Annotated in this window: 14 protein-coding genes and 1 pseudogene; 6 read left to right on the forward strand and 9 right to left on the reverse strand. The window is 46.1% G+C overall.

Translation table 11 applies throughout. The features are described 5' to 3' along the window. Positions 1-745: 745 nt before the first annotated feature. Complete coding sequence (locus MiSe_RS30755; protein WP_226587410.1) at positions 746-1,024, forward strand: hypothetical protein; 279 nt, start codon at positions 746-748, stop codon at positions 1,022-1,024. A gap of 100 nt (positions 1,025-1,124) precedes the next feature. Here the strand turns inward: MiSe_RS30755 and MiSe_RS30760 are convergent, their stop codons facing one another. The 4 genes from MiSe_RS30760 to alaS all read right to left on the reverse strand — a co-directional run bounded on the left by MiSe_RS30760 (position 1,125) and on the right by alaS (position 8,514). Then, entirely contained in the window at positions 1,125-2,837 is a 1,713-nt protein-coding gene (locus MiSe_RS30760; protein WP_226587411.1) for an adenylate/guanylate cyclase domain-containing protein, read from the reverse strand. 349 nt (positions 2,838-3,186) lie between these two features. After that, entirely contained in the window at positions 3,187-4,941 is a 1,755-nt protein-coding gene (locus MiSe_RS30765) for an adenylate/guanylate cyclase domain-containing protein (protein WP_226587412.1), read from the reverse strand. Positions 4,942-4,984: 43 nt separating this feature from the next. Further along, positions 4,985-5,788 carry a Uma2 family endonuclease gene (locus MiSe_RS30770; RefSeq protein ID WP_226587413.1) on the reverse strand — a complete coding sequence of 268 codons (804 nt, stop codon included), beginning with the start codon at positions 5,786-5,788 and terminating at the stop codon, positions 4,985-4,987. A gap of 83 nt (positions 5,789-5,871) precedes the next feature. Beyond that, positions 5,872-8,514 carry an alanine--tRNA ligase gene (gene alaS / locus MiSe_RS30775; RefSeq protein ID WP_226587414.1) on the reverse strand — a complete coding sequence of 881 codons (2,643 nt, stop codon included), beginning with the start codon at positions 8,512-8,514 and terminating at the stop codon, positions 5,872-5,874. Positions 8,515-9,871: 1,357 nt separating this feature from the next. Between alaS and MiSe_RS30780 the strand changes: the two genes are divergently transcribed. Next, on the forward strand, positions 9,872-10,924 hold the full coding sequence (locus MiSe_RS30780) for a diguanylate cyclase (protein WP_226587415.1): 1,053 nt from the start codon (positions 9,872-9,874) through the stop codon (positions 10,922-10,924). Between the two features lie 97 nt (positions 10,925-11,021). On the opposite strand, the gene MiSe_RS30785 is transcribed toward MiSe_RS30780, so the two are convergent. Then, positions 11,022-11,720 carry a M41 family metallopeptidase gene (locus MiSe_RS30785; RefSeq protein WP_226587416.1) on the reverse strand — a complete coding sequence of 233 codons (699 nt, stop codon included), beginning with the start codon at positions 11,718-11,720 and terminating at the stop codon, positions 11,022-11,024. Between the two features lie 151 nt (positions 11,721-11,871). Between MiSe_RS30785 and dnaK the strand changes: the two genes are divergently transcribed. Next, on the forward strand, positions 11,872-13,980 hold the full coding sequence (gene dnaK / locus MiSe_RS30790; protein ID WP_226587417.1) for a molecular chaperone DnaK: 2,109 nt from the start codon (positions 11,872-11,874) through the stop codon (positions 13,978-13,980). A gap of 180 nt (positions 13,981-14,160) precedes the next feature. Continuing rightward, a complete protein-coding gene (locus tag MiSe_RS30795; RefSeq protein ID WP_226587434.1) occupies positions 14,161-15,150 on the forward strand; it encodes a DnaJ C-terminal domain-containing protein in 990 nt (329 codons plus the stop codon). Here MiSe_RS30795 and MiSe_RS30800 read toward each other — a convergent pair. From MiSe_RS30800 to MiSe_RS30810, 4 genes and pseudogenes are all read right to left on the reverse strand, one after another. Continuing rightward, positions 15,147-16,439, reverse strand: a complete 1,293-nt coding sequence (locus MiSe_RS30800; protein WP_226587418.1) for a hybrid sensor histidine kinase/response regulator — start codon at positions 16,437-16,439, stop codon at positions 15,147-15,149. The genes MiSe_RS30795 and MiSe_RS30800 overlap by 4 nt on opposite strands. 3 nt (positions 16,440-16,442) lie before the next feature. Further along, the gene (locus tag MiSe_RS51310; protein WP_264196735.1) at positions 16,443-17,630 is read right to left on the reverse strand and encodes an ATP-binding protein; all 1,188 of its coding nucleotides are present in this window, start codon (positions 17,628-17,630) and stop codon (positions 16,443-16,445) included. A gap of 18 nt (positions 17,631-17,648) precedes the next feature. Further along, a pseudogene (locus tag MiSe_RS51315) lies at positions 17,649-18,332 on the reverse strand (histidine kinase dimerization/phospho-acceptor domain-containing protein); the annotation flags it as partial. A 27-nt stretch (positions 18,333-18,359) separates the two neighbouring features. Further along, positions 18,360-19,547: an RNA-guided endonuclease InsQ/TnpB family protein gene (locus MiSe_RS30810; protein WP_226587419.1), complete on the reverse strand. Its 1,188-nt coding sequence runs from the start codon at positions 19,545-19,547 to the stop codon at positions 18,360-18,362. A gap of 334 nt (positions 19,548-19,881) precedes the next feature. On the opposite strand from MiSe_RS30810, the gene MiSe_RS30815 reads away from it, so the two are divergent. Both MiSe_RS30815 and MiSe_RS30820 read left to right on the forward strand, forming a co-directional pair. Further along, entirely contained in the window at positions 19,882-20,394 is a 513-nt protein-coding gene (locus tag MiSe_RS30815; protein ID WP_226587436.1) for a Ycf51 family protein, read from the forward strand. Positions 20,395-20,484: 90 nt separating this feature from the next. Then, on the forward strand, positions 20,485-21,402 hold the full coding sequence (locus tag MiSe_RS30820) for a branched-chain amino acid transaminase (protein ID WP_226587420.1): 918 nt from the start codon (positions 20,485-20,487) through the stop codon (positions 21,400-21,402). Positions 21,403-21,414: the final 12 nt, after the last annotated feature.

Genomic DNA, 21,414 nt, shown 5'->3' on the forward strand with positions numbered 1-21,414 from the left:
GGCATAGACAAATGTTTTGCATCAAAGCAAAATATTTAATGCCGTGCCCCTACACCCAGGGCACGGCATAGACAAATGTTTTTAATCGGGGCAAAATATTTAATGCCGTGCCCCTACACCCAGGGCACGGCATAGACAAATGTTTTGCATCAAAGCAAAATATTTAATGCCGTGCCCCTACACCCAGGGCACGGCATAGACAAATGTTTTTAATCGGGGCAAAATATTTAATGCCGTGCCCCTACACCCAGGGCAAGACATAGACAAATGTTTTGCATCAAGGCAAAATATTTAATGCCGTGCCCCTACACCCAGGGCAAGACATAGACAAATGTTTTGCATCAAAGCCAAATATTTAATGCCGTGCCCCTACACCCAGGGCAAGACATAGACAAATGTTTTGCATTAAAGCAAAATATTTAATGCCGTGCCCCTACACCCAGGGCAAGACATAGACAAATGTTTTGCATCGGGGCAAAATATTTAATGCCGTGCCCCTACACCCAGGGCAAGACATAGACAAATGTTTTGCATCGGGGCAAAATATTAATACGAGGCCAGAAACCCGGTTTCGACCGTCGAACGCGAGTGCGTGCGGTCGGCATATCTCTGATTCCCAAACCAACGATTTTTCGGATCGCCCTTTGTTTCTTGGCGTAAGTCCTATGTTATTTTCTGAAACAATCTGGGAAATATAAAATTAGTTACCATAAATTGTCGTTTAACTAAGGTCAACTTACAAGCAATGCACAAGCGCGTATTCACTTTTGTCCTGCTATTTCTGCTATTCTTTGGACTAGCGATTGGCAACAACCTCGGATCTAACCCCACAACGGTTTTCCCAACTGCTGCGCTACCTACTACAGATTCCATGCTTCAACTGTTGTTGAATAAAAATTTTAATTTAGAAATCAATAAATGGGTTGAACTCACTTCCAACCCACTCGCCAACCTAGATTTTAACCAAGAAATTGACAAAGCGATCGCTTTGTCACTATTACCAGATAGTTTATCTGATATTTGATCTAAGGGGTAGCGAGCGCTCTCAAAAGTAGGGTGCGTTAGCGCCCCCTACTTTTGCTGAATATTTAGTTTAAAATCACCTCTAAGAACCTGGGATCTTCTTACTTTCTTCCCAGCAGCAAATAAGTCGTCATTTCTCCCTTACCTTTTACCTGAATAACGCCTCGCTTCTCCAACTTAAACTTATCTTTTAACCGCTCATAAGTGGCAGCAGTAACTTGAATGCATCCAGGAAGGCCGTGTGATTCCATGCGACTGGCAATATTAACCGTATCGCCCCATAAATCGTAAATAAACTTTTTGATGCCAATCACCCCCGCGACGACTGGACCAGTGCTAATACCGATCCTCATGGTAAATTCAGAATTTTTCTCCTGATTAAACTGGCTAATTGCCTCTTGCATATCCAGCGCCATTTGGGCAACAGCTTCAACGTGATCTTCTCGATGCACGGGAATTCCACCCACCACCATATAGGCATCGCCAATCGTCTTAATTTTCTCTAAACCATGCAGTTCAGCCAATCGATCGAAGGCTGAAAATATCTGATTGAGCAAGCTGACCAGTTCTACCGGAGATGTATGACTAGCCATTGCGGTAAAGCCAACTATATCGGCAAATAAAACAGTTGCCTCGGCAAAGCTGTCAGCGATAGTGCGTTGCTCGTTTTTCAACCGATCTGCGATGGGATGGGGTAAGACATTTAGTAGCAATTGGTCGGCTTTTTCTCGTTCTGCTGATAGTTCTTTTAAAAAAGATTCCAATGCTTCTAACATCCAATTAATTGTGCTACCCAGACTCGACAGTTCATCCGCACCAGAAACCGCTACGCGCATTGAAAAATCCCCCGTCGTGCCAATGCTCTTGACTTCATTACTCAAACGCGCCAAGCGGGACAACACCAATCTCCTTAACAGCAATAAAGTCGCAACGGTAAATACAAACCCAACCACCAGCAGGGATACGATGAAATAATGCAGGCTGTCTCGGCCTTGCTTATAAATATCTCTCGGCAGGTCTACCCGCAATAGCAGCGCCGGCTGATTGTAGATATCTTGCAGCAGCGTGTATCCTCTGATCGTATCAGTTGAACTTGGCTGAACAAAAATTGAAGTTTCAGAGGACTGTACCTGGGACGACAAAGTAGCTTTCGCATCAGAAACGTCCATCGGCAACTTGGGATCGGTTACCTTGTACGCTGTAATATTTAATCGGGTTAATTGACTCAGACGCTTGATTTCGTCACTGTTTAAGTAGCGTCCCATGATTAAAGTGCCTCGAACAGGGCCTTTTCCTTGACCTGTAAGAATTGGCAATGCGGAAAGCACTAGCGCGCCTTCAGGTAACAGCACAATACCGCTGAAGCGGCTCATATTGTTTGGCTGCTGTCGCAGGTTCATTTTAGATCTCAGGAAGGGCAAGAATCCTGTTGGCACTGGCTTAAACTGGCGTTGTTTGAGATTGAATCCCCGCCCATAAACCAGTTTCCCAGAGGCGTTGAGATACAGGATCAAATTGATATTTAGCGTCTGGAAATCTGCTGGGCGGAGATTGCGTTTAATGTAATCCGGGTTACCATTTTTGATGAAGCCATAAGTTTCATCCCAAGCCGCCCATTGATAATTCAAGGCATTAAACTCGTTCAGGTAATTAGAGTAGGCGTTTTGAACTCGTTGAACGTTCTGTCGTACCTCTCTTTTTTCCAATTGGGTAAAGCCGTTCACCAAGATCGATGATGTGGTAGCATACAAAACCCCAATTAGACCTGAAAGCGTAATCCCAATCGTAAGCAGTGTTTTTTGATACAGTTTCATTTAAGCTCCCCCAGATGATCCCTATAGGTCATAGATCTATAGATTTTCTTTTAACGAACCATGACCATACCTATGACCGATGACCGATGACCTAATCCGGATTAATTGCCAAAATTATTTCCAGGCTGAGTAAAACTAAGTTCGGGCGCTTTTGAGGGCTTGTTTTAACTTAGTCGGATTGCGCCCTCCGGCTGGCGCGAGGTTGGGGCGTATGCTCCCACAAACAATCCCATTTTTAACACTTTTTCATTGACTTTTTGGCTAAAACATGATACCAAACTCAACCGTTCTGTCTGCGGAATTGACCCCTAAACAAGCACCCGATTACCTAGTATACTAACGCACAAATTTATGATTTTCTTCCCAGTAGCAAATAAATCATCATTTCTCCCTTTCCTTTTACCTGAATAACGCCTCTCCGCTCAAATTCATACTGAGCTTTTAAAAGCTCATAAGTAGCATCCTTAACCTGAATGCATCCGGGAATACCCTGAGACTCCATGGGGCTAGCAATATTAACCGTATCGCCCCACAAATCGTAAATAAACTTTTTGAGGCCAATAACTCCGGCGACAACGGGACCTGTATTGATGCCAATTCGCATATTAAACGCATGATTCAGCGCATTGAATTCTTGAATTGCTTTGAGCATATCCAGCGCCATTTGCGCAATGGCTTGGGCGCGTTCGCTTCCAGGAGTGGGAATACCGCCAACCACCATATAAGCGTCGCCAATTGTTTTAATTTTCTCCAATCCATGCTGTTCGGCTAATCGATCAAAAGCCGAAAATATTTGGTTGAGCAAGTTGACTAATTCTACCGGGGGTGTATGAGCAGATAAATTGGTAAAACCAACAATATCGGCAAATAAAACCGTCGCTTCGTTGAAACTATCAGCGATGGTGCGTTCCTCTTTCTTCAACCGATTGGCAATCGGTTGGGTTAAAATATTAAGCAGCAGTTGTTCGGCTTTTTCCCGTTCGGCTTTTAGCTCTTTTAAAGAAGATTCTAAAGCTGACAACATCCAGTTAATCGTTTGACCTAAACTTGATAATTCATCGGCTCCATTGCTGACCACCCGCATCGATAAGTCATTGGTCGTCCCGATATATTTGACATCTTTACTGAGGCAATCTAACCGCAAAAATAATAATTTTTCTAACAGCAATAGTGTCGCCACAACAAAAATTAAGCCCACTCCCAGCCAGGATAAAATTAGATAGCGTAGACCCACTAAACCTTGCTTGTAAATAACTCTGGGACTATCTACTCGCAATAGCACAGCAGGTTTGCCGTGGATATCCCGGAGTAAAGCATAGCCCGACATGGTATCGTTATTCAGCGGACGGATTATGAACTCCTGGGTACTGAGTAAGCGGTTTGATGCAAGATTGAGCAATCTTTCTTTAGAAAGCTCAAATTCAGAACGCGCTTGCTGAAAATCAGTTGGTAAGCGAGGGTTGTTAACCTTGTGGATAGTAATAGATAATTGGTTCAGTGCCTTTAAGCGATTGAGTTCAGCAGTGTTGAGGTAGCGCGCGATCGCTAAACTACCGCGACTAGGGCCTCTGCCATCCGTGGTAATAATCGGCTGTGAAGCAACAATTAGGGTACCTTCCGGCACTAGCAGGATACCTCGATAACGGCTGCTTAAATCGGTGCTTTGCAGCTCAAAGTTAGCATCAATCAGCCCTTGTGGCACCGGCATCGCTTTTTGTTGCCTCAGATGCAAGCCTTGGCTGAAAACGATTTGACCGGAAGGACGGCTAAGCAGTACTAAATTCAGCCTGAAATCGAAGAATAACGAATCGCTGAAATTAGTTTTAATAAAGTTGCGTTCGGCGTAGCCGTCGCGTAGCGAATCGCCATTTTCCATAAACTTGTAAGCATCGTCCCACACACCCCACTGACGCGCCACAACGCTGAGTTGTGCCACCTCTTCTGACAAAGAATCCAGTGCGCGTTTCAATTCCTTTTGAGTCTTTCTGACCTCCAAGTCATAAAGGTAGCTCAGCAGGATCGTAGATAAAGTAGCGTATAGCACCCCAAGTAACCCGATGAGGGTGACGCCAATCAGCAGCAATGTCTTCTGGCGTAAGGTCATAAAAATTTTGGCGTTTTGAGTTTACTATCCCACTAGGAAGCGCTTAAACTTGGTCTGGATCGATACCTTGGGCGCGCAAAAGTTCCGCCAATTGGGCTACCCGACGCTCAGCTTGGGTAGCTCTGGTTTCAGCTTGGGTAGCTCGTTCTTCTAATTCACCGGAAGTCAGCAAACGCTCACCCGTTTCAGCATCTTCCATCATCAAACTACCATCGCGCAAACTAATCCACAGTCCAATCGTTTCGCACAAAATTCGTCCATCATCGTCTGGAGTCAGCAACCGATAGCGGTCGTTAATTAACCGATAGCCTAGTATTTCATCTATTTCCTCACCCCGTTGGGTGCGGCGATCGATAATGACATATTCTTGCACCCCCGCTTGTTCGTACTCGATAACTTTTATTTCCCTGTCTTCTTTGCGATAGCGAGGGGATACAACTTCAATAATTAAAGCCGGTTTTACACCTTCATCTGCCACAATAAAACGGGGACGATTTTGCTCTTTGTTCTGCACGCCAAAAACTACACACACATCAAGACAGTGAGGTTTAATATCTTCGTCATCCCAAACAATTATCAGATCCCGAAATACGGCAACTGTTGCATCTTTGGCATAGCGACGAATCAACATATCCTTAGCGTCGCCAGCTAGATTGTCGTGAAATGTGCTACTAGGCAAGTGATATCCTTCCTCTGGGTGCAAAAACTCGGCTGATGTCAGCGGTATTTGAGTTGTTTTGGTTGTGCCATCCGGTTGGATTACGGTTTGGGTCCGCCATCCTCGTTCAGCTAGTTCCCCAGTGAGTTCAGTCTGGATTTTTGGTGGTGGCAGTGAAGATTTAACCATATATTTGTCTACTCCTTGTCTACAGTTCGCCACTAGAAACCCGGTTTTTTTGAAAAAACCGGGTTTCTGTCACAATTTCTAGACTAATTCAACGCTTCAATCAACTGAATTCGAGCCGTTTCTAAGGCTTCTTTTAACTTACTCGAATCCCGTCCTCCTGCTTGGGCTAAATTCGGGCGTCCGCCGCCACCGCCGCCGCAGATTTTGGCAATTCCCCCGACAAATTTGCCAGCTTGCAGCCCTTTTTTATTGACTTCTGGGCTAAAACATGCTACCAAACTCACCTTATCTGGTTCGGGAATTGACCCCAAAACTACCGCAGCGTTACCCAATTTTTGCTGCAATCTTTCTGCGGCGGTTTTGAGAGATTCGGCGTCAACGTCTCCGAGTTGTGCAACGATGATTTTGCTGTCACCGACGGACTCAGCTTGTGCTAGCAATTGGTCGGATTTGGCGATCGCCAATTCCCCCTTGACTGCATCAAGTTGTTTCTGGGTGGATTTTACTTCGTTTTGTAGTTTGGTGATGCGGTCGGGGAGTTCTTCGGGTTGGACTTTAAAGCGATCGCTCAACTCCTTGACTACTTTATCCCGAACATTAAGATAATCTAATACCGCTGGTCCCGCGACGGCTTCGATTCGCCGCACCCCCGACGCGACGCCTGCTTCGGAGACGATTTTAAACACGCCGATTTCCGCAGTATTACTAACGTGAGTCCCGCCGCACAATTCCATAGATACACCGGGGAAGTCTAACACGCGCACTTCGTCTCCGTATTTTTCCCCAAACATGGCGATCGCGCCTTTCGCCTTAGCTTCTTCGAGGGGCAATATAGAAATGTGGGCAGAATGTGCTTCGGCGATCCAAGTATTAACTTGTTCCTCAACTTGTTGCACTTCTTCTGATGTCAAAGGTCGAGGACAGTTAAAATCAAACCGCAAGCGATCGAAGGCGACTAAAGAACCTGCTTGAGAGATGGAATCATCGACTATCTTTTTCAACGCCGCTTGCAACAAATGAGTTGCGGTATGATTAGCTTGAGCGCGACGACGACAAGATCGATCGATTTGCGCGGATACTTTATCGCTTACCCTTAACGTACCGCGTTCGATGCGACCGAAGTGGACAAAGAAATCGGATTCCTTTTTCACATCTTCGATCCTTATTAGCAGATCGCTACCGGAAATATAACCGCGATCGCCGATTTGCCCTCCAGATTCGGCATAAAATGGCGTGCGATCCAGAACAATTTGCACATTTGTTCCGGCGTCTGCTTCTTCTACGGATTCTCCCCCGACCAAAATCGCTTCCACAGCGCTTTGACTCGCTGCTTGAGAATATCCCAAAAACTCGGTCACTTTAATTTGTTCGGCTAACTTATCCAGCGAACCTTGCACCGTCAAGTCGATAGTTTCGTGGGCATCTTTAGCGCGTTCCACCTGCTTTTTCATTTCCGCATCGAACCCGGCGTTATCGACGGTGAGGTGATTTTCTTCCGCAATTTCTTGGGTGAGTTCTAGGGGAAACCCGTAAGTATCGTAAAGGGTAAAAGCACTCTCCCCGCCGAGATCCGTTTTGCCTTCTTTTTGCAACTGTTCGATAATTTCAGCGAGCATTTTTTCGCCGCGTTCCAAAGTTTTGAGGAAGCGAGATTCTTCCCGTTGCAATTCTGCTTTGATTTGCGCTTCCCTGATCCGGACATTGGGATAGGCGGATTCGGAGAGAGCGATCGCAGTCTCTGCGACTTTAGTAGTAAACTCCCCTTCAATCCCAATTAACCGCCCGTGACGCACCACGCGACGAATCAGGCGGCGCAGTACGTATCCCCGTCCGATATTCGACGCGCGAATTTCATCGGCAATCATGTGAACCACTGCGCGAACGTGGTCGCCAATTACTTTGAGAGATACTTTAATTTTCTCATCGGCTTTGCTGTAATCGATGCCAGCAATTTCCGCCGCCGTTTTAATAATCGGGAAAATTAAATCGGTTTCGTAGTTATTTGGCACCTTTTGCAAAATTTGTGCCATCCGTTCCAAACCCATTCCCGTATCGATATTCTGACTTGCTAACAAGGTTAAATTCCCATCTGCATCCCGGTTATATTGCATGAATACCAGGTTGTAGAATTCGATAAAGCGGGAATCGTCGTTTAAATCGATATTTTCATCTCCGCGTTCCGGGTGAAAATCATAGTATATTTCCGAACAAGGGCCGCAAGGACCAGTTGGACCAGATGCCCAAAAATTATCATCTTTACCCATGCGCTTAATTCGCGCTTCCGGGACGCCAATTTGATCGCGCCAAAGGGCAAAAGCTTCGTCATCTTCCTCAAACACGCTGACCACGAGGCGTTGTGGGGGTAACCCAAAGACTTGGGTGGAGAGTTCCCAACCCCATGCAATCGCTTGTTCTTTAAAATAATCCCCAAAACTGAAGTTCCCCAGCATCTCGAAAAACGTGTGGTGTCTAGCGGTGCGTCCCACATTCTCGATATCGTTAGTACGGACGCACTTTTGGGACGTAGTAGCGCGGGGGAATTGGGGCGCGCGCTGTCCCAAGAATATAGGTTTAAACGGTAGCATCCCAGCGATCGTCAGCAGTACGGTGGGATCTTCTGGCACCAAAGAAGCGCTAGGGAGGACTTGATGTCCCCGCTGGGCGTAAAAATCGAGGAATTTTTGCCGGATTTCGCTACCACTCTCGAACTGGGGAAAAAAAGACATGGATTTCTATAACAAACTAAGAACTAGAATTTCAACGCTTTATTTATTTTTACATTTTGGTCATCGGTAATGGGTAATTGCTAATGGCTAATTGCTAATGGCTAATTGCTAATGGCGGTTTTTTCACTATGCCGCTGGTGCGCCTGGAGTCGAATGCCCTATTGCAGTTCGTTAAGACTCATCAAGTTTGATTAATGGGGTAGATCGGGCAGGAATCGTCATGTTAATTTGATATTGGATACCAAAAGAACCGAACTTGAAGGGTCAAGACCCGGTGTCTCCCGTCTGGGACCCAGTTGCAGCTAGAGCATTTTTACCAATGCAATCAGTGCGGCGTTTCCATCGAGCGTGACTTAAACGCTGCGATTAAGAAAGGAAAATGCCCCAAAAACCCTTGTAAGTGCGGCAAGCGCGGAATTTACGCCTGTGGACAGGTTAGGAGCCGACTCCCCTGGTAGAACGACTCCCCTGGTAGAAACAGGAAGCTTTCCCTCAAAGGGAGCGAAATGCTTGATTTGAGTAATTTTTGTCTTGCACCAAGGATAAAGATTGTTGTCGGTGGCAAAACGCTCTCCCAGCGAGATCCGAGCCAAACCGGAGTCTGGTAAAAAACAACTCGTTACAGACTGTGGTTGTGAAGCTGCAATACTTGTCCACCCTAGTAGTATAGAGTTGATTATTTGTCCTAGTTGACGATTAACCCTTGAAAAATCGAACAACGCATTTTGGTGAGTCTAGCTGCCTTCGGCTAGACTCACGGTGTTTTTGGGAAAGCGTCACCCCCAACTGGCACAATCGGTTTTTTCGGATCTTTTAAGTTTTAAAAGTAATTAATAATACATTAATCGCGCCAAAAACTCTTCCCTAGCCCTGCAAAATCATCAGGACTTACCCAAAGAAACCGGGTTTCTAGGAACGCCCTTGCGTAAGTCCTGTAATTATTCTCACCAAGAAGACGTTCGCCTTCGCGGAGAGTTTTGCAGAGACATTCCCCAGGTCACCGTGTCCTACGATGAAGTTCGCCATTAGCAATTAGCCATTAGCAATTAGCCATTAGCACTATCTATGACCGCGTCATCTGTGGATTGTACTTACGCAAAAAAACGGTTATTTGTGTAACCTATAACTACTATAAATTTTGCCAATCAGCTTTTAGCTTGCCAAATTCTGTTGGATAAAGATTGTGTGAATTTATACTGATTATCCGGGAAATCAATCAGACTTGTTGTAGAACCCAAAAAAAAAACGTTAAAAAGACAATCGGTGGCTGAACTAAACGCAGAAGATATACTGATAAAACATCGGTCGGGGTGTCTTGTTGCTCTTGTTTGGGTCACCACTTTATGTTCTACTAACCGTGAATGTTATCTCGCCTGACCAGGGTCAAATCGTATACCTTCCCACCCAGCGCCTCACGCCAATGGATGGTTCCATTCTTGTAGTTGGCGGCAATGACTTCCAAGCGACAATTTTAGACCGCCTTCCAACGGTACCAGCTTGTGATGTAGATGTAGCATCCAGCCCGAAAGAGGCGCAGCATCTAATTCAAGCACAACAGCCTGACGTGCTGATTTTACAAGCAAGCCTGGTAGGCAATTTGGAGCTTTGTCGGCAGATCAAACAACAGAGCAGTCTGGCTTGGATATATTGTATTTTGATCGCCGATCAACCTGAAAACCAGAGCGAAGAAATCGTTCCTGGCTGGAATTGGGAGTTAGCCTATAGAACAGCCGCCCTGGAAGGGGGGGCAGACGCCTTTCTGCTGCTGTCGTTGCAGAAAACGGAAGATGTACTGTCACTAACCGGGTGGAAGCTGGAAAATCATTTATTGCAAGCGCAAATACGAGCGGGGATCGGGCGGGTGCAAATTTACCGCAGCATGATGCGTACCAACGATTTGCTCAGCGCGATCGCACTATCAGATCCGCTGACGGAACTGAGCAACCGGCGAGCGCTAGACTGGGAATTACCCCGGCAAATTCAGAACGCGCGCCACCGCGCCACACCTTTAAGCTTGCTGATCTTAGATATAGATTATTTCAAGTCGGTCAACGATACATACGGTCATTTAGTAGGCGATCGCTTGCTAAAGCTGCTCTCGGCACGCCTGCGACACAACCTGCGGTTTCAAGACACGCCTTTCCGCTACGGTGGCGAAGAATTCGTAATTATTCTCAGCAACACCACCCTGGAGGAAGGACAAGCAGTTGCCCATCGCCTCAACAGTCTGATCGGCAAACAACCTTTCGCAATTGACGCCAACTTAGCGCTGCCAGTTACAGTCAGCATCGGCGTCGCCACGCTACAACCAACTGATGACGCCAACGGCGTCAGTTTAATCAACCGCGCCGATCAAAATCTACTCAAGGCTAAAACCTCTGGGCGCAACCAAGTCGTTGCCGGAGATTAAATCTTGAGCCGGTGAGCTCCAGGGGCAGGGGGGCAGGTGAGCAGGGGGGCATAGTGAAAAATTAGGCAATTAGCCATTAGCCATGAGCAATTAGCCATTAGCCATTAGCACTTGCTATTTGACAATATTGCTCGATTATGCTATAACAAGACGCCACATCGTCGCCGCGTTCCATTGCTGCCACGAGGGCTTCGTAGGCAGACCAGTGTGCTTGCAATAGGGTACGCGCTTGCAGGGCAAAAGCGCGTTCTTGCTGCGGGTAGGCGGCTGGGGAACGCCCGATCTGAGCTAAAACCGTGCGGAGTTTCTCCCGGTCTTCCGCGCCACCTTCAACGTTGCCGTAGACTAAATCTTCGGCAACCGCTCCCGCCATCCAAACAGTGCCGTAACGGTTTAACATTTGTCCCGATAAGATACCTGTTTGGATTTGCGCGGATAATTCCAGGTCGTCAAACGCAACGCCTCCATAGGCTGCACGACCTTGCTTGTAAGCTTCCCAAGCAGTCAGTGCGTAACCCGTGACCGGAATGGCTAACAGGTAAGCAACCAGAAAGTGTCCCGCTTCGTGGCGGAGTACGCGGGCGCGATGCTTTGGGTCTAAATTTGCCAGCCAATCTAAAAGCAAGGTCGCTCCCTGTCCTTGCCAGGTGAAAGAATCTAAGGTAGCCAGTCCCAGAATACCGGCAGTGGCGATCGCAACAACCGCAGGTGATAAATTAATCAACGGCCCCAGCAACACCGAAAGCGTCATCGCAAAAACAGAAATGGCAATTAAATTCAGGGCAGTCTTGCTCATCTTGTTGGCACAAAAGTAAAAAATCCCAATTCTTTCTTATTATGTGCGCCACCTCACCCCTTGCCACCGTGCATACCCAAGCGCAAGATAGAATGAATCCAAGCAAAGGTTCTCAACATTTAATTAAGACTAGCCAGGAGAACAGCAACGCATGGGCAAAGTAGTCGGCATTGACCTGGGTACAACCAACTCAGTGGTAGCCGTAATGGAGGGTGGCAAGCCGCTTGTCATCGCCAATGCCGAAGGAATGCGGACAACTCCCTCTGTAGTAGCTTTTAGCAAAGAAGGAGAACGCATCGTCGGACAGATGGCGCGACGACAAGCTGTTCTGAACCCCCAAAATACCTTTTACGCTGTCAAGCGCTTCATCGGTCGCAAGTACGACGAAATCAACCCGGAATTAAGGCGAGTCCCCTACGGCATTCGCAAAGACGAACAAGGCAACCTGAAAATTAAGTGTCCCCGTCTGAATAAAGAATTTGCCACCGAAGAAATTTCGGCAATGGTGCTGCGGAAGTTGGCAGATGAAGCCAGTCGCTATCTAGGGCAGCCGGTGACGGGGGCGGTAATTACAGTTCCGGCTTATTTTAACGATTCTCAGCGACAAGCAACGCGGGATGCAGGCCGCATTGCCGGACTTGAAGTGAAACGGATTTTAAACGAACCGACCGCAGCGGCGCTAGCTTACGGACTCGACCGCAAACAAAATCAAACGATTTTAGTATTCGATCTAGGCGGCGGCACGTTTGACGTATCGATTTTGGATGTGGGAGATGGGGTATTTGAAGTAAAAGCCACTAGCGGCGACACCCAGCTAGGCGGTAATGATTTTGATACAAAAATCGTTGATTGGTTGGCAGATAAATTTCTAGAACAAGCAGGAATAGATTTACGGCGGAACCGTCAAGCTTTGCAACGGCTGACCGAAGCCGCAGAAAAAGCCAAAATCGAGCTTTCAGGCGTCACCAGCACTGACATTAATTTACCCTTTATCGCAGCCACCGAAGACGGCCCGGTTCACCTAGAATATCGCCTGAATCGGTCTGAATTTGAAAGCATGTGCGGTGAATTGGTCAGCCGCCTGCGCCGCCCTGTAAAAAGAGCGCTGGGCGATGCTAATCTAAGTCCAGATCAAATTGATGAGGTCGTGTTGGTTGGCGGCTCAACCCGAATGCCAATGGTGCAAGAACTGGTTCGCAGTTTAATTGACATCGAGCCGAATCAAAATATTAACGCAGATGAAGTCGTCGCAGTGGGAGCAGCAATTCAGGCAGGCATTTTAGGGGGCGAACTCAAAGATGTCCTGCTGTTGGATGTTACACCCTTGTCCCTGGGCCTGGAAACCATCGGCGGCGTGATGAAAAAATTGATTCCCCGCAATACTACGATCCCGGTGCGGCGTTCGGATACGTTTTCCACCGCAGAAAACAATCAAACTCTGGTGGAAATTCACGTCCTCCAAGGGGAACGGGAAATGGCAAAGGATAATAAATCCTTGGGACGGGTAAAGCTACTGGGAATTCCCCCCGCACCGCGAGGCATCCCGCAAATTCAGGTAGCGTTTGATATCGATGCCAATGGGATTTTACAAGTAACCGCGCAAGATAGAAGTACGGGCAGGGAACAAACTATCACAATCCAAGGTGCTTCTACCTTGAGCGACGAAGAAGTTAGCAGGATGCTGCGAGATGCGGAACAATATGCCGCACAAGACCGACTGACACGAGAACGCATAGATAAGCGTAACCGTTCTGAATCGTTGATTTCCCAGGCAGAACGGCAATTGAGAGAAGTAACGCTTGATTATGGCTCCCAGTTTTCCAGCAGTTACCGCTACCGCATCGAAAGCGCGATTCGGGAGTTGCGGGACAGTTTGGCTAAAAACGACGACAGGGGTATTGACCGGGCGCAGTCAGACTTGCAAGATGCGATCGCAGACTTGAATCGCGAAATCCGCGAACGCTTCACCGAGGAAGAAGACGACTTTTTTGGCTCAATTCGTCGCGTCTTCGCCGGAGATGATGAGGACGAAGACTACCGGGAAGACTCGCGCCCCTATTACAATAATCGCGAAGACTCGCGCTCCTATTACAATAATCGCGAAGACTCCCGCCCCTACGGACGCGATCGCGAAGAGTCGCGCCCCTATTACGATACCGGGTCAAGTCGTCGCCAGACTTCCGACAGTATCGGGTCAAGTCCAAAGCGCAAAAATTACGACAAAGATGATTGGGATGATGATGATGATGAATGGTTCTAATTGGTCATTGGTAATTGGTCATTGGTAATTGGTAGTTGAATAGGAGGGGTGACGCATTTCGGTATAAAGTTTTTTTACCGTAATGCCTCTCCCTTACAGTAGTAGGTAATAGAAAACCCATTACCCATTACCCATTACCCATTACCCATTACCCATTACCACCCACTAATGACTAAGACAATGCAAAACTATCGGGACTACTACGCAATTCTGGGTGTTGATCGAGATGCTCCGGCAGAAGAAATTAAAAAAGTTTATCGGCGTTTAGCTAGGCAATATCACCCTGATATGAATCAGGGTGATAAAGAAGCCGAGGAAAAATTTAAAGATATTAGCGAAGCATATGCAGTCCTCTCTGACGCCGATAAGCGGGCAGAGTACGACCAATACAGCCGCTATTGGCACAAAAAAGGCTTCCCAGGCAAAGCTACGCGCCCCTCTAAACCCTGGGAAAATGGCAAAGAGCGATCTGGGGACAAATTCGATTACGGTCAGTTTGAAGACTTTGAGAGCTTTCTCGACCAACTGTTGGGACGGCGTAAAGAAAGTCGCGTCGCCACCGCAGCTGATTTCAATTCCCGCGCATCGGTATCAACAGCCGATCCGTTCCGTCCCGGTACAACTAAAGTAGCTTATACTGTATCCCCGCGTCCCGCGCGCAAAGATATTGAAGCGCGACTAACGATACCCCTAGAAAAAGCTTATGTGGGAGGAGCGCAACGCATTCGCTTGGAAGATGGGCGATCGATTGAAGTTAACATGCCTCCCGGTATGGTAACCGATCAGCGCATCCGCCTGCGCGGTCAAGGAATTGAAGGCGGCGACCTATTCCTGAAAATTACAGTTGAACCCCATCCGTTTTTTAAGATAGAAGGTGCGGATATTGTTTGTTCTGTCCCGGTGACTCCCAGCGAAGCTGTTTTGGGCGGACAAATTGAAGTCCCCACCCTCGACGGACGAGTCAAAATGTCGGTTCCGCCTGGAGTGAAGTCGGGTCAGCGTTTGCGACTTTTGAATAAAGGCTATCCTGTTGATGAGGGCGATCGCGGCGATCAGTTAGTGGAAATTCAGATCGTAGTTCCCAGAAATCCCAGTCTGCGGGAGAGGGAACTGTATGAAAAGTTGCGGCAAATTGAAACATTTAATCCCAGGACTGACTTACCTGTTTAGGTTTGAGTCAGGGGAATTGCGATCGCCAACTCGGTACCTTGTCCCGGTTGTGAAGCACAAGAAAGCGTTCCGCCGTGCTTTTCCGTTACAATTTGATAGCAAATCGAAAGCCCCATACCCGTTCCTTTACCCACGGGTTTAGTTGTAAAGAAGGGGTCAAATATCTTTTGTTTAACATCTTCAGCCATTCCCATTCCATTATCGGTAATGCTAATGGCTATGCTTTTGCTCTCCACAACTTCGGTACGAATTGCAATCGAAGGTGTGGATATTTTCTGCATATCAATCGCTTCCTCTAAAGCATCAATTGCATTGTTGAGGATATTCATAAACACTTGGTTAAGTTGTCCGGGGTAGCATTCCACTAGCGGTAAATTGCCGTAGTTTTTAATAATTTCAATGTTAGGGCGATTAGAGAAAGCCTTTAATCTATGTGACAAAATCATCAAAGTGCTATCAATTCCCTCGTGAATATCTACAGATTTGATTTCAGCTTCATCGGTGCGGGAGAAGATTCGCAAAGACTGCACAATTTGTTGAATGCGATCGGTTCCAATTTTCATCGAGTCTAGTATTTTAGGCAGATCTTCGAGTAAGAAATCTATGTCAATTGCCTCTAATTCAGCTTGCACCTGAGACACGGGATTAGGATAGTACTGTTGATAGCGTTGCAGCAGTCTCAACAAGTCTTGGATATATTCCTCTGCATGGGTAATGTTGCCGTAAATAAAGTTAACTGGATTGTTAATTTCGTGTGCCACCCCTGCCACCAGTTGACCCAAGCTAGACATTTTCTCATTTTGAATTAGCTGGGTTTGGGCTTTTTTTAACTCTTTTAGCGTTTGCTGAAGCTGCTTTTGAATCTGCTTGCGTTCGGCGACTTCATTAATTAACTGAACTTGCGCCTTTCTGAGTGCCAAATGCACGTTAACGCGGGCTAAAACTTCGCTGAAATGGAATGGTTTAGTAATGTAATCTACCGCTCCAATTTGCAACCCTTTTACCTTGTGTTCTGTATCGGCGAGGGCAGTCATAAAAATGACTGGGATATCTTTTGCCTTCGGATCTGCTTTCAAACGGCGGCAGGTTTCAAACCCATCAATTCCAGGCATCATCACATCTAACAAAATCAATTCCGGCTGAACTAATGGGATTTTTTCTATTGCTGCTTCACCGCTTTTAACAACTGAAACTTTGAAGCCAGATTGGTGCAATAACTCAAATAATACCCGGATGTTGTTGGGGTTGTCATCGACAATTAGAATCGTGTTTTTTTGAGCGTCTACCATAGGTTAGTTGCTGGCAAGATAGGGTTCTAATAATTCTGCTATCGCTTCTACGTCAAACTCGTCATATCTTGCCAATAACTTATCGGCAATAGCTGTATATTTAGAGTCTAACTGCTTGATGCGTTTTGCTTCTGCCTCAACCAAATTTACGTCGCACCTCACAGCGGCTTGATACAGTTTAACAAGTTCTTCGCCGGGAGGAAACACCATTTCACTGGTTGAATCTGTGGCTGATTTTTCCTTGATTGAATAGTCAGTTTCAGTTTGATAAATCCAGGTCAACTGCAAGTGTTGTTGTAATTGCCCTAGTAACTGTGCGACTTGGATAGGTTTGGGAAGAAAATCATTACAACCTGCTGCCAAAGCTTGTTGCTGGTGGTAGTCAAACACGCTTGCAGAGGAAGCAACGATCGCTACATTTTGCAGATTTGGCGACTCTCTTATATGCTGGGTCATGGTTAACCCATCCATCCCCGGCATTCTCAAATCCGAGATAATTAAATCCCGCTGAATTTCTCTGGCTTTATCTAACCCTTGTTGACCGTTATTCGCCTCAAAAATTTCAAACCCCAGGGGGAAAAGTAAATTAACCACAACCGAGGGATTTTCCCAATGGTCATCAACAATTAAGATTTTGCGTTTTTTGCCTTCAAATCCAATAATGCTGCTGGGTTGCTCAATTCTTTTATAATTTTCTTCTAGGTTTAAGGCTGGGGGTAATTCTACCTCAAACCAGAAAATGCTTCGCTTTTCTGGTTGACTTTTTTCAAAGATTGTGCTAAACATTAAAGATACAATTTTTTGACTGATGGCTAATCCCAATCCAGTGCCTTCCATCCGCTTTTCTGTGTTGCCGACCTGCTCGAAAGGTAAGAAAATTTTATCTAGTTGTGACTCGCTTATGCCAACGCCAGTGTCTTCGATTTGAAAGCGAACAAGGGGATTTTCGATTGGATTTATTACTTCGAATTTGAATGTTACGCTGCCTCTGTCGGTGAATTTGATGGCGTTGCCTAAGAGGTTAATTAAAACTTGACGCAGGCGTTTTTCATCGGCATGTATGGCAGAGGGCAGTTGAGGGGATGGTTGATAGTTGAATTCAATTTCTTTTGGCGCGGCTTTGAGGCGGCAAATTTCTGCTACCCCTTCAAGAAAGGAGGAAAAATAGAAATCGTTGGGGTAAAGTTCCATTTTCCGGGCTGCAATTTTAGACAGGTCTAGGATATCGTTAATTAGGGTGAGCAGGTGGGAACCGCACTGGTAAATAATGTCGATGCCTTTGCGTTCTTTTTGGCTAAAATTTTGGGAGTTTTGCAGAATTTGGGCGTACCCAAGGATACCGTTAAGGGGGGTACGCAGTTCGTGACTCATGTTGGCTAGGAATTCGCTTTTGGCTTGGTTTGCTTGGTCGGCGACAACTTTAGCTTGTCTTAGTTCGGCGGTGCGTTCTTCGACGCGGAGTTCTAATTCATTTTTGGATTTTCTGAGTTTGGCTTGAGCGATTCTATTATCTTCAATTGCGGCGCATAAAATATAGGTGGTTAAGGCAACAACGCTGATAAAAGATGGCAAAAGTAATAAAGATTCTTTGATTGACTGACGGTAGAACGATCCGAAACCGTGGGAAGTGCCATAAATTGCGCTCGCACTCACCACCACCACCATTAAAGTCGATAAGGGCGCCCCAAACCGAAACGCCGACCAGATCAGCAGGGCAATGATGATATACTCCAAGGGATAGCCGCCCCAAAACGCAATTCGACAGATGGCGATGGCGCACAACACCAGCAGTAACAACTCGCCAAACTGTCCCCAGCTATATCTTTTTTGCCCTCTTGATCGCGAAAACCACGCCAGTATCGCTGGGGTGACGATCAGTTGACCGGCATAGGTTGCCGTATACCAACCGCTCTGTCAAACCTACTCAAATCTACCTATAAGACTTGTTTCGGTGTGACTTCCTGCTTCGACCAAGGGAGTCGGCTCCTTCTTGTCCACAGGCGTAAATTCGGGAGCAGCTCTCCCTATTCGCTCTAAATTGAACGCTGCATTGAAGTCTCTATCTCCCTTCCAATCACATTTTTCACAGTGAAAAATCCGCTCTGATAGAGATAAAGACTGTTTCACTTCACCACAACAATGGCAAGTTTTAGAACTAGGAAACCACCGGGAAACTATGATAAGTGAGGAACCATAAAGTTGGCATTTATATTCCAACTGTCGCTTGAATTCGTAAAAACTTCCATCAGCAATAGCTTGGGCTAACTTCCGGTTCGCTAACATGCCACTGACATTTAAGTCTTCAATTACCACCACGCCGTGGTTCTTGGCGAGGTAGGTTGTCAACTTGTGTAAGTAGTCACGGCGAATGTTAGCAATTTGGCTATGCAACCGCGCTATTAGTGTCCCCGCTTTTCGCCAATTTTTCTCGCCTAATTGTTTTTGCCGATGGCTCCATTGCTGGTGAGCCAGCTTTTTGAGCAGATGCCGAGTTTTTTTAGCTCCGACAAATACTTCCCCAGTTGAAAGTGTGGCTGTATTTAATATTCCTAAGTCTACCCCAACGATATCAATTGCTTTTGGGGTACATGTGGGTTCCACCTCTAGTTTAAACGAAATGAACCATCTATCCGCAAGGCGGCTAATCGTTACTGTCTTTGGTGTGATGCCAATAGGCAGTTTTTCATATGTTTTTAATACTCCGATGACAGGGACTTGTATTTTGAAGGGGCTAATGATTTTGATCGTCCCTTCTAGGGTAAATGAGTCGTGACGGCCTTTTTTCTTGAATTTGGGCGCACCACTTTTCTTTTGGAAGCATTTCTTCCACGCTTCTCTTAAGTGCATTAATGCATATTGAGGGGCGGTTTTTGATACTTCATAGTACCAAGGATGTTTGGATTTGACTAATGCTACTAGCCATTTATGTAAATCGATCGCGCTGGGAAATTTGATTTTATCCTCTGGGTAGGTCTGATTGTGGTTTAAGATGGCTAGGGTTAATCCTAATCCCCAGTTCCAAGCATGACGTGCTACTCCTGCGTGTTTGGCAAGCAGTTGAGCAATAGAGTTTGTTAGCTGGATTTGTGTTTTAAATCCGAGTAGCATGAAAGGGTTGGTCTTGACTATCTGCTGCCCTCGTGTAATTATCCTCTGGGCTTGGTTTGCGGGGGGCAAATGTTAGCAAATCTTTACAAAAAGTTGGGTTTTAGAGAGATTTAAGTAGATTTAGGTAGGTTTTTTGTTACTGTTGTTAGCCCCCAGTATGGCATTGGGCAGTTTACCCTTGTGTTTAAAGGATTCCCGCAAAAATTATTCAGCAAACACCGCAACGAAATCAAATCTCGCTCCAACTTTGATCGAGAGTGCTTGCTGGAGAAACAACTTTTGACTGATAATGACAAAGACCGCCATGAGCCATGAGCCATTAGCCAGATCGCAAATGCCAGCAACAACTGATTTTTTCCAAGCTTCCCAGTGGGCGGGTATCCTGACTTTAGTCGGCGCTGCCATCACCCTGATGGGATTTATTTTAAAATGGGGTATCCGCTTTCGGCTGGTGGGCGCTACCAGTTTTATGGGTGTCCTGACGGCGGGTTTGTTTGCCTTGGGATTGGGATTGTTTACCCGCACGGCGATTCCCGGTGCAGTGCGCTACTCGGTGATTTATGATAATGGGGCGACCCTGGCTGCGATCGCCGTTCCCAATCAAATTACTGAATCCGAATTGGATGCTACCCTCCGCCAAGCTGCCGGTGACTTATTTTCCTACGGTAGAGCTGGTTCTGCTAGCGCCCAATTGCTGATTCGGGCGCGTACTATTACCCATCCCGAACCAGGGGTTTCTCAACCACTTTACTTGGGTCAGGTCAAGCGCAGTCTCGCCAGTCGCGAAGACAAAAATCTAGAAGTCGAAATTTATTCGCAAAACTTGGCGCAACTAACAAAATTTTAGATTTTAGATTTCAGATTTTAGATTTACTTGCCAATCTGAAATCTGCAAGTCTGTTATATGCAAGTATTCTCAAATCTGAAATCTCCAATCATGTACAATTTCCTGCCAATCGCTTACTTTCAAAATCAATTTGTTCCTTTTGAAGACGCTAAAATATCGATCGCTACCCATGCTTTACATTACGGAACTGGAGCGTTTGGCGGCTTGCGCGGCATTCCAGATCCGCAAAATCAAGACAAAATTTTACTGTTTAGATTAGACCGGCATTGCAAACGATTAAGCGATAGCGCTAGATTGCTGCGCTACGATTTACCAGCGGAAAAAATCGAAGAAATTATAGTAAATTGGGTGAAAAAAAATCAGCCGAAAACGTCTTTTTATATTAGACCTTTTGTTTATACGTCGGATTTGGGAATAGCCCCCAGATTGCATAAAATAGAAAAAGACTTTTTTGTGTATGGGTTAGAATTAGGAGATTATTTAGCGGCAGAAGGGGTGAGCTGTCGCATCAGTTCCTGGTATCGTCAAGAAGACCGCAGTTTACCGCTACGAGGAAAAATAAGCGGCGCTTACATTACTTCTTCTTTAGCGAAAACAGAAGCGGCAGAATCGGGATTTGATGAAGCAATTTTAATGAATTCCCAAGGGAAAGTCAGCGAAGCTTCGGGAATGAATGTCTTTTTGGTGAGAAACGGACAACTGATTACGCCAGGATTCGAGCAGGATATCTTAGAAGGAATTACGCGAGATAGTATCCTGACCATCGCTAAAGATTTGGGGATTAAAACAATAGAAAGACCAGTGGATAAATCAGAATTGTACATCGCTGACGAGGTTTTCTTAAGCGGGACGGCGGCAAAAATTACGCCGGTAAAACGCATTGAAGGGTACGAATTCTCTAATAACCGTCCGATTACGGAAAAGCTGCGGGAAAAACTGACAGCGATTACAGAAAACCGCGATCCGAATTACGCTAGTTGGGTTTATTCAATTTCTCTTAAAGATTGAGATGCCTGGAAC

It is taken from the genome of Microseira wollei NIES-4236, from assembly GCF_020521235.1.
Classification (GTDB): Bacteria; Cyanobacteriota; Cyanobacteriia; order Cyanobacteriales; family Aerosakkonemataceae; genus Microseira; species Microseira wollei.